General features: G+C 40.4%; 9 protein-coding genes. 5 read left to right on the top strand and 4 right to left on the bottom strand.

Annotation, left to right across the window (positions count from 1 at the left end):
• Nucleotides 1-192: 192 nt before the first annotated feature.
• The 3 genes from ACK1U4_RS01895 to ACK1U4_RS01885 all read right to left on the bottom strand — a co-directional run bounded on the left by ACK1U4_RS01895 (nucleotide 193) and on the right by ACK1U4_RS01885 (nucleotide 5,295).
• Nucleotides 193-1,641 (bottom strand): tetratricopeptide repeat protein, encoded by a 1,449-nt coding sequence (locus tag ACK1U4_RS01895; RefSeq protein ID WP_419401483.1) that lies wholly within the window; start codon nucleotides 1,639-1,641, stop codon nucleotides 193-195.
• A 219-nt stretch (nucleotides 1,642-1,860) separates the two neighbouring features.
• Nucleotides 1,861-3,525 carry a fatty acid--CoA ligase gene (locus ACK1U4_RS01890; protein WP_419401484.1) on the bottom strand — a complete coding sequence of 555 codons (1,665 nt, stop codon included), beginning with the start codon at nucleotides 3,523-3,525 and terminating at the stop codon, nucleotides 1,861-1,863.
• A 282-nt stretch (nucleotides 3,526-3,807) separates the two neighbouring features.
• Nucleotides 3,808-5,295: an amidase gene (locus tag ACK1U4_RS01885; RefSeq protein ID WP_419401485.1), complete on the bottom strand. Its 1,488-nt coding sequence runs from the start codon at nucleotides 5,293-5,295 to the stop codon at nucleotides 3,808-3,810.
• Between the two features lie 138 nt (nucleotides 5,296-5,433).
• On the opposite strand from ACK1U4_RS01885, the gene ACK1U4_RS01880 reads away from it, so the two are divergent.
• From ACK1U4_RS01880 to ACK1U4_RS01860, 5 genes are all read left to right on the top strand, one after another.
• A complete protein-coding gene (locus ACK1U4_RS01880; protein ID WP_419401486.1) occupies nucleotides 5,434-5,886 on the top strand; it encodes a hypothetical protein in 453 nt (150 codons plus the stop codon).
• Nucleotides 5,887-6,058: 172 nt separating this feature from the next.
• Nucleotides 6,059-6,556 (top strand): hypothetical protein, encoded by a 498-nt coding sequence (locus ACK1U4_RS01875; RefSeq protein ID WP_419401487.1) that lies wholly within the window; start codon nucleotides 6,059-6,061, stop codon nucleotides 6,554-6,556.
• A gap of 214 nt (nucleotides 6,557-6,770) precedes the next feature.
• Nucleotides 6,771-7,916, top strand: a complete 1,146-nt coding sequence (locus ACK1U4_RS01870; protein ID WP_419401488.1) for a JmjC domain-containing protein — start codon at nucleotides 6,771-6,773, stop codon at nucleotides 7,914-7,916.
• 191 nt (nucleotides 7,917-8,107) lie between these two features.
• Nucleotides 8,108-8,803: a hypothetical protein gene (locus ACK1U4_RS01865; protein WP_419401489.1), complete on the top strand. Its 696-nt coding sequence runs from the start codon at nucleotides 8,108-8,110 to the stop codon at nucleotides 8,801-8,803.
• 13 nt (nucleotides 8,804-8,816) lie between these two features.
• Nucleotides 8,817-9,374 carry a hypoxanthine-guanine phosphoribosyltransferase gene (locus ACK1U4_RS01860; protein ID WP_419401490.1) on the top strand — a complete coding sequence of 186 codons (558 nt, stop codon included), beginning with the start codon at nucleotides 8,817-8,819 and terminating at the stop codon, nucleotides 9,372-9,374.
• Between the two features lie 183 nt (nucleotides 9,375-9,557).
• Here the strand turns inward: ACK1U4_RS01860 and recD are convergent, their stop codons facing one another.
• A complete protein-coding gene (gene recD / locus ACK1U4_RS01855; protein WP_419401491.1) occupies nucleotides 9,558-11,771 on the bottom strand; it encodes an exodeoxyribonuclease V subunit alpha in 2,214 nt (737 codons plus the stop codon).
• Between the last annotated feature and the right edge of the window lie 16 nt (nucleotides 11,772-11,787).

Genomic DNA, 11,787 nt, shown 5'->3' with positions numbered 1-11,787 from the left:
TAAATAGTTTTTCGGTTTTTCGTGGTTTTTATTTTTTGACTTTTTTTAAAAAGGCTATTTTAAACTTCGCATAATGTATATTATGTTAAATAATTATCACCAGTGATTAAGTTCATAAAAGAACTAGGCTGCAAATCAATCAAAGATTTGCAGTTATCTGTAATTGCTTCCATTGGTTTATTTTAAAAATAGCTACTTTTTTAGTGAATCTAATTGTTCTTTGGCATAATCATAGCCATTTTCAGCACTTCTCTTATACCAATAAATAGCTTTCTCATTGGATTGACTTACGCCATCGCCTGCTAAATATAAATCTGCAAGATTCGCCTGAGCCTTGGCATTATTTCTATTTGCCGCAATCTGGAAATTCTCAAAAGCTTTTTGGTATGACTTTATTACGCCTTCACCGTTTTTATACATGACACCAAGATTATTAAAAGCATCCCTATAGCCTAACTCAGCAGATTTTTGATAAAACTCAACGCCTTTTTTGAGAGATTTTTTCGTACCCATACCGTTTTCATAATAATAAGCAAGGTTGTATAGAGCTACTTCATCATCTTGTTCAGCGGCAAGCTTGGTTAATCGAAATGCTTCCTTATAAGATTGTTTGACTCCATCACCCTTTTCGTAAATTCTGCCTAAATTAGTTTGAGATGATGCATCACCAGCAGCTACCGCAATTTTGTAATAATATACTGCTTTATTAGATGATTGAGGAACACCCTTCCCGTTTTGGTACATTAAGGCTAGATTATAGGCACCTTTTTCATTACCTAATTCAAGTGCTTTTTCAAAATAAGTTTTTGCTTTTGCGTAAGATTGAGGTACACCTTTACCATTCATATACAGAAGAGCTAGATTGTTATATGCAGATGGATTTTCTTGCTTTATCGCTGCTTCATACCATCTAAACGCTTTTTCATAAGATTGAGGCACACCATCGCCATTATCAAATTTATATCCTAATTCATAATAAGAAGACTCTAAGCCATTTTCAGCAGCTTTAGTTAACCAGTATTCAGCTTTCTGTGGTGAGGCAGTGACACCATTTCCGTCTGCATACATCTCACCAACTTGATATTGTGCATCAGGATACCCACCTTCTGCCGCCTTCAAAAACCAAGTGTAAGCATTTTTATAAGATTGAGGAACACCATCCCCATAAAAATATAAAACTGCAATGTTATGAAATGCAATGGGGTGATGTTGACTAGCAGACTTTTGATACCATTTCATGGCTTCCTTATAGGATTGTTTAACGCCACTTCCATGATGGTATAAAACCCCCAATCCCAGTTGGGCTGCACTATATCCTTGATTTGCTAACATTAAGTACGATTTATATGCTTTATCATACTGCTCATCTGCATCCCAAACACGGGCAAGATTATATTGATAGCGTAGGATGTTTGGATAATCATTAATGGCATCTTGACATACAACAATAGCTTGCTTACTCTCTATTTCTTCAATTTCAACACCTTTCACATTAGCAGGGTTATCTGAATTTAAAGGTTGAGCTGCTAAATTATCGCATTGAATACCAATATCTTCTTGAGATTTATCTATCGCAAAACTAGGGTTCGCAATCAAGCTAGAGTTGATTAAAAAGATTGCTAACAAAACCGATTTTCTCATACTTGATATTCCTAATTATGTTTATTATCCAATACCAACAAGTGTGGTTTGATTTCTGAGCTTTTATTCATGTATTCTAGAAGAATGATTTTTCTAAACAAATATCAGCATAAATGTAAGTGAACTAAAAATACAAATACAAATACAAATACAAATACAAATACAAAGCCAAACTCTGAAATTTGGCTTTGTATGATTTACTGTTATCTTCTAAGGGTATTAAGCAAACAACCCTTCGGCATAGTGTTGACGAATGACTTTTTTATCAATTTTACCAACACTGGTTTTGGGTAGTTCATTGACAAATTTCAAGTCATTAGGAATGCCATATTTGGGGATATGACCTTTTTCAAAGGCTTGTTGAGCGATAGCGATAATATCATCCGCTGTGGTGTCTTGATGCGTTGGCTTTAATACCACCAATGCCAATGGACGCTCACCCCAACGCTCATCAGGTATGCCAATCACTGCAATATCTGCAACGCTTGGGTGCAATGACAAGATGGTTTCGATTTCTAAGGATGAAATCCACTCACCACCCGATTTAATCACATCTTTTAGGCGGTCAGTAATTTTAATATTACCATTTTCATCAATAAAGCCGATATCTTGGGTATGCAGATAGCCCCCTTCCCAAAGCTCTCGACCTGCATCTTGATTTTTATAGTAGCTTTGGGTGAGCCAAGGGCTACGCACCACGATTTCGCCTGTTGACTTGCCATCATGTGGCATGACTTCGCCATTATGCCATATTTGCATATCGACCAGTAATACAGGCTTACCTGTCATACAACGCATTTTAACTTGCTCATCAAGCGATAACTCTTTGCTCGTTTCGTCAAATACGCTAATACTAAGTACAGGACAGGTTTCGGACATACCATAGCCACTCAAGACTTCAATGCCGTTTTCGAGTGCCATTTTGGCAAGCCCTTCATTGAGTTTTGAGCCACCAATAATCATTTTTAAACCGTTAAAATTGCTATTGCGTTGGGTATTTTCTGCCAATAACATTTGTAAAATCGCAGGTACGCAATGGGTGACACTGACACCATGTTTTGCAATCAAGTCCATTAACGCTGAAGGTAGGTATCGCCCTGGATAGATTTGGGTCAAGCCAATCATGGTGGCGACATACGGCATTCCCCACGCATGGACATGGAACATCGGGGTCATTGGCATATACACATCACTATAGCGTAGCCCCTGCCCTTCATTGTTTAACGCATTGGCGGTGGCGACTACCAAAGAATTCATCACAATTTGTCGATGGGTAAAAAATACGCCTTTTGGATTGCCTGTCGTGCCACTGGTATAAAAAGTCGTGGCGATGGTGTTTTCATCAAAATCTTCAAACTCATAGCTATCACTGGCATCGGCAAGCATGGCTTCATATTCGCCTTTGGCATACTCAGGTTTGGCAATACCATTATCATCCAACCAAATCACATGCTCGATAGAGGGAGCATCTTCGGTATGGCTTTTTATCATCGGTGAAAATTCTGAATTGAGTAGCAATGCTTTGGGTTTGGCATGATTGATGGTATAAAGCACTTTGTCTTCGGACAGTCGCACGTTGACGGTTTGTAGCACATAGCCACACATGGGAATGGCAAAATAACATTCCAAATAACGATGCGTGTCCCAATCCATTACCGCAACGACATCGCCCTTTTGCAAGCCCAAGCCCTTTAGCACGTTGGCAAGGCGACAGATACGTTTAAAAAAGTCATTGTAGGTATAAGACATTTTATCGGCATAATGGATATATTTATTGCCAGATACAGCTCTTGCTCGAGTCAAAAGGCTTTTGATGAGGAGTGGATATCCGTAAGCGTTGTCAGCTTGTTGATAGATGTCGTGTTGATTAAGAATTGCTGTCATGGTTTACCTTCCTTTGGTGATTCCCTGTTGTGGGAATTTATCGTTTCCTTGTGGCTTTTTAATATAAACAACCGAGCTAAGAATATCAAATAAATTGTCAAACTGATGGGTTAAATATGTTTCATAATGTGTTTCTTGATTTTTTATTGCTAGCTTAAACACACTTAATCATCACATTATCGTCATTCAAGTTCAAAATTATACATTTAAATTCCGTGGGTTACGCCAAAAAAATGGCTAACCCACGCTACTTTATCTTATTTTGGTTTTGATTTACTATGGTTAGCTTAACAACCCACTTAAATCAGTAAACCACCCTGCCCTTTCCATTTGCCCTGCTAGGCTATACAGCGTGGCTTCATCATTGAGCCGTGCTATAAACTGCATCCCAATCGGCAAGCCATCACCACTCATGCCAAGCGGTACAGACATCGCAGGCATGCCAGTGATATTGGCAAGCATGGTAAATGCCATCTTGGACTGGACAGGATGACTGAGCTTTTCCACCATACCTGATTTGAGCAATAATTTACCCAATTTAAAGGGGTTACTGACCTTCATCATGGTTTCATCAAAGGCTTTGGGTGGCAAAATACCCAACGGAACGGCTGGCGTGGGGACGGTCGGACATAGGATGACATCATATTGCGATAGCAACACATCGGTATGATAGCGGACACTTTGCCAACCTTGTTTGGCATTTAATAAATCCACTGCCGACAGCGAACGCCCTAGCATGGCGATATTATAGGTTTGTGGTTCGAGGTTGTTGATATGCTGTTTACCATGTGTACGAGCAATATCATCAATGGTATGAGCGGTATGACTGGCGACCACATACAAAAAATCTTGCCACATCCGATGAATATCAATATTAGGGTCGGCTTCCTCGACAATATGCCCCATATCCGCTAGGCGTTTGGCAGTTTGCTCAAGCGTTGCCATGACATCTGGATGAATCTCGGTATTGGTAATGAGCGGTTTTTTATGCAAAGCGATTCTGAGCGGTTTTGGGGCTGTTTGGCTGGCGTGATAAAATGAATGGTTACCGCTATCGCCAATCACATACGGCGAGCCGATTTCTCGACCACTAATTGCATCGAGCATTAACGCACTGTCACGCACTGAACGAGTAATCACATGATTGGCGACCGCTCCATTCCAATCTTCCCCCAATACCGAGGATAATGGCGTACGCCCACTGGTCGGCTTTAAGCCAAACACCCCACACCATGAGGCAGGAAAGCGAATCGAGCCACCGCCATCTCCACCGCCTGCCATTGGTACGATACCACTAGCGACTACGCAGGCACTACCACCCGATGAGCCACCTGTGCTATAGCCGTGCTTGTGGGGATTGTGGGTCGCCCCAAAAGATTTGGGTTCGGTGGTGATGATTAAGCCAAATTCTGGCGTATTGGTCTTGCCAAAGGTATTCACGCCTGTGGCTTTCATGCGTTTAACGATTTCGTTATCTTTGGTGGGGGTGACGTTGATGCTTCGGCTTCCCATTTTTAGCGGTTCGCCTGCGTATTCATATAGCAAGTCTTTGAGCAAATACGGCACACCTGTAAACACGCCATTGGGTAATTGATTGGCATTGGCAAGGGCTTTTTCGTCAAAACGGTGAATAATGGCGTTAAGGTTGGGGTTTAACAAATTGGCTCGGTCAATGGCAGACTGCAACACTTCTTTGGCAGATACCTCGCCTTTTTTGATGAGTTCGGCAAGTCCCATAGCATCGTATTGGGTGTATTCTTGAAAATTCATAGCATCCCTCCTTAAAATGTGTGCAGTCTGGCGATACTGCCATAGTAAAAATAGGCTGAAACAAAGTCAAGCATGTCTTACAAATTCAGCAGTTTTCGGCTATGATAAAACCATTGGTAACAGCTATGTGGGGTAAATATGAACTTTTGGCTATTATTTTTACATATATTGGGGGCGTGCGTGTGGGTCGGTGGGCATATTTATCTTGCGGTGGCGGTGTTGCCAAAAGCCATTCGAGAACACAGTAGCCAGCGGATTTTGGATTTTGAAGCCAGTTTTGAGCGATTGGGAATGTCGGCGTTAATCATTCAAGTCATCACAGGGCTAAAAATGGCAGGTCTATTATTGCCCCAATGGTCGATGATTACTAACCATCAAAACCCCATTGCGGTGTTGCTCACGCTAAAACTCACATGGCTTGCTTTGACGATTGTTACCGCCCTATCTGCCCAATTATGGATAATTCCTAAGGTCAAAAAAGATTTGATGAATGCTAAATTTCGCTCAATTTTTATTGCCCATATTTTGATGATAGTGACCCTAGCAATCGCCTTTGTAGTGACAGGGACGTTATTTCGCACAGGATTTTAATTATTTTGATAAAGGGCATTTGTAGGTTGGGTCGAAGTATGAGACTCAACACAAACCATCGATAGTTTTTATGTCAGGATGTTAGCAAGCGGTTCGTAAAATATTTTTAAACAAATAGTTTGTGTTAGCTTATAATACCATTATATTTTACAAACTTAATTTGGAGCATAAAATGAAAGCAACAATGTATTTTAGTTTTCTTGTGGCATTATCGTTGGCAGGGTGTGCAAGTCAGCCTGTACAACATAGCAATACCACCTTTACCATGTCGAAAATTAAATCAACGGATTATGGTAGTTATCCGAAAGATTATGAACAACGTATTCACCAAGATTTGCAAAATCGTTTATTAGATTACGATAGTGCGAAAATTAAAATTATTATGCCACCTAAAAAAACCTTTGAAATTTTTAATAATTACTCAATAAATGACAAATTAGAAAGACGCATATCAAGCGTGAAAGGAAAAGCTTTTTATGCTGTATGTGTTAATGTGAATGCAAAAAACAGTTATGGTGGCTACACGGGTTGGCAAACCTCTTTATATAAAATGTGGAATAATGAACTAGAATATAGTGCTGGAGAAACTTATTTTTGTAATAAAGCGATGAATAATCATGATGATATTTTTATTGACAAACTTTCAGATTTGGCTGTTATTGTTCAATAATAGACGCAAGTCGTATTTTTAAAGCTATAGTGAATTAAAATTAAAAATCTACTATAATTTATCACTTTCAGAAACTCTAAAGGTAGCTTAAGAACCTTTCAGGCTACCTTACGTTTATTTTGCACCCTTAAACCCACGCTTCAAATGCACTATCAGCAAGAAATTTAGTTTTGATTCTTTATTTTTTCAAATTAACCAAATCACAGAATTTACCATGAAAAAAAATTATTGTTTACCCCCACCCTTTACTGCTGAACAATTTTTAGCAGAATATTGGCAAAAAAAGCCCCTACTTATCAAAAATGGCTTACCGCAATTGGTCGGTATGTTTGAACCTACTGATATCATTGATTTGGCACAAGACGAAGACGCCACAGCTCGCCTCATCACCGAAAAAGATGGGAAATGGGCATTAAAAACCAGCCCTTTTAAACCAAAAGATTTTGACCACCTACCAAATCACTGGACAGTGTTGGTACAAAACATGGAGCAATGGTCGCCAGAATTAGCAAACCTGTGGCACGCCTTTGACTTTATCCCACAATGGCAACGTGATGATATCATGGTATCCTACGCCCCCAAAGGCGGTAGCGTGGGCAAACATTATGATAATTATGATGTTTTCTTGGCTCAAGGCTATGGCTCTCGCCATTGGCAACTGGGTAAATATTGTGATGAAACCACCGAGTTTTTGACAGGGCAACCGATTCGCTTGATGGATGATATGGGCGAATTGGTATTTGATGCAGTGCTTGAGGCAGGTGATGTACTGTATGTACCGACCAATCTATCGCATTATGGCGTGGCGGTGGATGACTGCTTGACCTTCTCGTTTGGTTGTCGCCGTCCCTCCCCCCTAGCTTTGCTTGATAATTTGGCAGATGTGGCGACCCATCTTGATAAACTAGCGATTCCACTAAAAATCGCTCAACCGTTAACTCGTGCTGGCGAGGTGTCACAAGCAAGTATTGACGATATCAAACTCCAGTTGATTGAGCTTTTACAATCCGATATGGGCGATGACTTAATCCATCAAACTGTGATGGAAACCGTTAGCAAACGCCAATATGACTTGCTGTTGCCAGGGGAAGTGATGAGCGAGGAAGAAATCGCTGACAGCTTGCAAGACGGTGCGGTGATTTGCCAAGACTTAGCCAGTCGTATGGTGTATGATAATGAAACATTGTATATCAATGGTGAAGCCATTAGTGATGAAGATATCGAGCCGAATGCCCAAGCCTTACTTAAACAACTGGCAAATGGTGATATGTTAAACCAAGCTGATATTGAATCGGCTGGCGTGAACCTTGATGACGTAGCGGATTGGTTGGAAAATGGTTGGGTAACGATTGATTTTTGATTAGTATAAGCTCCCTCTTTTGTAATGAGGGGGCTGGGACGTTGAAATATTGGGCATAAACATTCACCATAATGCTTATTTTTTTATATTAAAACAGCATTTTGTATAAAAATATAAATCTACTTGCCTAAATTTCTCATACACCGTAAACTAATTTGCTAAATTTCCCTTGTGATAACTCATCAATTATTATGACTTATTATTTTGGCTTTTTGCCCTCCTCCGAACTACGCCAAACCATTGATACGGCTTACGCTTTGATTGCCAAGCAATCCTCTAATCACGATAATGTTCCAGAACGCTATGATATTTATCGTGATAAAATCACACACTTGACCAATAAAGAGCTATTGGATGTAATGTTGGTCAAGCTTATCGAGTCTTTGCCTGATGACTCTGAGCGAAAAGCCCATTTAATCAAAGTCAGCCATACCATAGAAACCACCACAGATAAATTAATTAATACCGTATTAAGCCCTGCTAAAAACTCGCAGGTTTTGCCAAGTTTTGAATTTTTTGACAAACAAGTTTTATGCACCGACCCCACAGGTCAACGCCGTATTGGTGTACCGCTTGATGATAAACTAGCAACCGAGCTATTGGCATGTATGGCAAGGGTACAACAAGGGCTTGGCAAAGCCGAAGTAAACAACCTTACTCGGTTATTTACCCAACTTGCTCATGCAAGTCTTGAACATTTTTTGGTAGATTTCACCAAAACATTAAGCCTCAATATGCTTAAACGCACCGCTATCCCTGTTGCTGATGGAGTCATCAAAAAAGTGTTGGAAGTAGCATTACATCGTTTAATCCCACAAATGCCCCAAGAATCCCTTGAACGCTTTACTAAATACTATCAACCATTAATTTTTCAATCTCAAAACTAAAAAGGCTTTTATTATGCCCCAAGCTATTACCAATCAACAAATTGAAGAAGCCCTTCGTAACTCTGAATGTTTGATTAGCCGTAATGAAGTACAATCTGGCTATGAGCGTCTTTCTGCCAGTGTCAATCTGCATTATACAGGACAAAACCCCATCGTGATGGTGGTGATGAATGGCGGTCTGATTCCTGCAGGGCAACTATTGACCCAATTTACCTTTTACCATCGTATGTACTATATCCACGCCACTCGCTATCGCAATAACCAAGGCACAAATGAGCTTGAATGGAAATTCAAACCAGATGTCAACTTGGCTGGCGAGGATATTCTGCTGATTGATGATATTTTTGATGAAGGCATTACCTTAAAAGCCGTGGTAGATGAGCTTAAAAAAGAAAATCCAAAATCCATCAAAACTTGTGTATTGCTGAATAAAGTCCACGACCGCAAAGTAAAAGATTTTTCGGTTGATTTTGTTGGATTGGATGTTGCTGACCGTTACGTGTATGGCTGTGGTATGGACTATCATGGTTATCTGCGTCATATGCCCGGAATTTATGCGTTGAAAGAATAAAGTGACGTTAAGTTAAATCTCCCACGCCCCCCTCTTTTGCAAAGAGGGGCTTTTTCTTCTTGTATAGAACCTAAATCTAATCCTAAATACTAAAAATTTATAGTTGTAGGGGCGTATTGAATACGCTCAATATTCAAAATATTCAACTGGGCGTAAGCATTACACCCCTACAAATACAAATGCTTAAAACTGTAAACTTAATCCCGTTTGACGATTACCTTTTTGTAAAATCGCTTGACTAAGTACATTGGTTTGGCTAAACAGGCTAAATTGCCCTTTACTACGAGTGACGGCAGTATAAATCAATTCTTGGCTCAATAACCGCCCATGTACCCTATCAAGACATACCGCCACATGACCAAATTCTGAACCTTGCGATTTATGAATGGTCATGGCATACGCAGGCTCACAGCTATCACGGCTAAGGCGGTGGGTCGCTATCACTTTATCAGCGAACACCACCCACTGCGATTGGTCACTGGTCTGCACGCAAATGCCAATATCGCCATTAAACAAACCTAATTGATAATCATTATGGGTTATCATAATCGGTAAGCCATGATAAAAAAACTCATGTCCACGTACCAATTCGGTATATCTAAAGAATGCTGTCGCCATTTTTTTGTTTAACATCTGACTGCCCAACTGCCCCAAATGTCCTGCGGTCAAAATCCGATAACTGTCAAAACTGGCAAATAATTGCTGACGAACTTCAACGTCAAAGATGTCTTGTGGCTGAATATACCAATCTTTTAACAATGCAAAAAAATCGTAATACGGCTTGGCAAGCTGTTGATAAACTTGATTAAAATGCGTGGCTGGCGTGATGGTGAAAAATGCATTTTCATGTAGTTTATTATTAATTTTTTGGCTAATTTGTTGATTGGTTGAATTAGTGGCAAGCGATGATTTTGCTAAAGATTGATGGGTTTCTGCATTTGGATTTGGTTTCACAGTCGGCTCAAATGCTTGTTTTTTAAGTAAGCGATAAACCGCACGCATTTTGGCGGATTTGGCTTTTTCTAATGGCGATACTGTGTCATTTTCCAAGGGTATCATCTGTCCCATATTTACCAGCCAATGTTCAATGGGCTTGACAATCGCCAGTGCTAATTGCCCAATGGCGGAGTTTTTATCAAACCGCTTGGATTCCACCAACTCGGTGCGATACGGCTGTAACACCTCAACCGCACACAAATCCGCCAACACTGCCCCTGCATCGACTGCCGATAATTGATTGGCATCGCCCAATAAAATCAGCCGTCCTGTTGGCTTGATAGCATCGACCAGTAGGCTGGCGAGTTCCAATCCCAACATCGAGGCTTCATCGACAATTACCAAATCATCTGGCAATGGATTATCCGCATGATAGCGTGGTATGCCGTCCTGTCCAATACCCAATAGACGGTGCAAGGTCTTGGCATTGTCAAGGTTGATGGGTTCGCCTTGCAAACTTTTGGCAAGCGACTCTTGCATTCGTTGGCTTGCCTTACCTGTGGGTGCGGTCAATGCAATCGACAATGGCGGTAAATCTGGCTGAATTTGGCGTTGTCGGTCATGGGCGTGTTGTAGCCGAGTGACCAGTTGAGCCACAGTAAAAGTTTTGCCTGTACCCGGCCCGCCTGTGATAATACTTAAACCATAACGACTGGCTTTGTCGATGGCTTGTTGCTGTTCGGCATTGGGTTGATTTGGTTGAGTTTTTTCATTACCCTTATGATTATTATTTATATCATCTTCATTAATCGCTAGGCTTTGCACAGGTCGAGTGGCAATCGCAAGTAGCTGATTGGCAAGGCGTTTTTCGGCATACCATTGACGCTGTAACCAAAAAATCGTGGTTAGCCCCCTACCCTGTTCATCATTCGTCCCAGTCAAAAACGATTGCATGACAATCGGCGTATTGACCTGTGATAATGCCTTGTTATCAATATAATTGTCGTCATTTGACATCGAAGCCCTATCAATATCAATATTATTAAAGACTTGGTTTTTATTAAAATGAATACTCACCAAATCCGTCATCCAGCCCTGTTGTTGCCATTGTTTTAGCAATTTTATTTGGCGGTCGGTAGTCGGATTCAGGGTATAAATAGTGTGTCCATCATTGAGTTGTTCGCCCAATAATCGCATCAGTTTATTGAGGGCTTGACGGCTATAATCAGATTCGTCATCATTTTTTTGTGTTAGTTGTTGTGAAATTAATTTATATTTGCTTAGGCTATTTTTATTAACATCATAACGATTATCTTTCCCATTTTTCATCTGATGATTGAGCAGTTTAGCCGTGGTCAATGCCTGTTTTTGGGTTTGGCGTAATTCAATAAATGCCGTCAGTTGGGTCAACTGCTCGGCAAAAGGGCTAATGTTTTGCGTTTGAGGGGCTTGCGTTGTCATAGTTTTATCCAATTTT

Source organism: Moraxella sp. TY6 (assembly GCF_048551375.1).
Taxonomy (GTDB): Bacteria; Pseudomonadota; Gammaproteobacteria; order Pseudomonadales; family Moraxellaceae; genus Faucicola.
Note: the sequence above shows the minus strand (reverse complement) of the source record. Positions and strands in the feature narration are given on the sequence as shown.

Coding starts and splice junctions, on each gene's coding strand:
- recD (WP_419401491.1), bottom strand. CDS start 11,771: ATGACAACGCAAGCCCCTCAAACGCAAAACATTAGCCCTTTTGCCGAG.
- ACK1U4_RS01885 (WP_419401485.1), bottom strand. CDS start 5,295: ATGAATTTTCAAGAATACACCCAATACGATGCTATGGGACTTGCCGAA.
- ACK1U4_RS01890 (WP_419401484.1), bottom strand. CDS start 3,525: ATGACAGCAATTCTTAATCAACACGACATCTATCAACAAGCTGACAAC.
- ACK1U4_RS01875 (WP_419401487.1), top strand. CDS start 6,059: ATGAAAGCAACAATGTATTTTAGTTTTCTTGTGGCATTATCGTTGGCA.
- ACK1U4_RS01870 (WP_419401488.1), top strand. CDS start 6,771: ATGAAAAAAAATTATTGTTTACCCCCACCCTTTACTGCTGAACAATTT.
- ACK1U4_RS01880 (WP_419401486.1), top strand. CDS start 5,434: ATGAACTTTTGGCTATTATTTTTACATATATTGGGGGCGTGCGTGTGG.
- ACK1U4_RS01895 (WP_419401483.1), bottom strand. CDS start 1,641: ATGAGAAAATCGGTTTTGTTAGCAATCTTTTTAATCAACTCTAGCTTG.
- ACK1U4_RS01865 (WP_419401489.1), top strand. CDS start 8,108: ATGACTTATTATTTTGGCTTTTTGCCCTCCTCCGAACTACGCCAAACC.
- ACK1U4_RS01860 (WP_419401490.1), top strand. CDS start 8,817: ATGCCCCAAGCTATTACCAATCAACAAATTGAAGAAGCCCTTCGTAAC.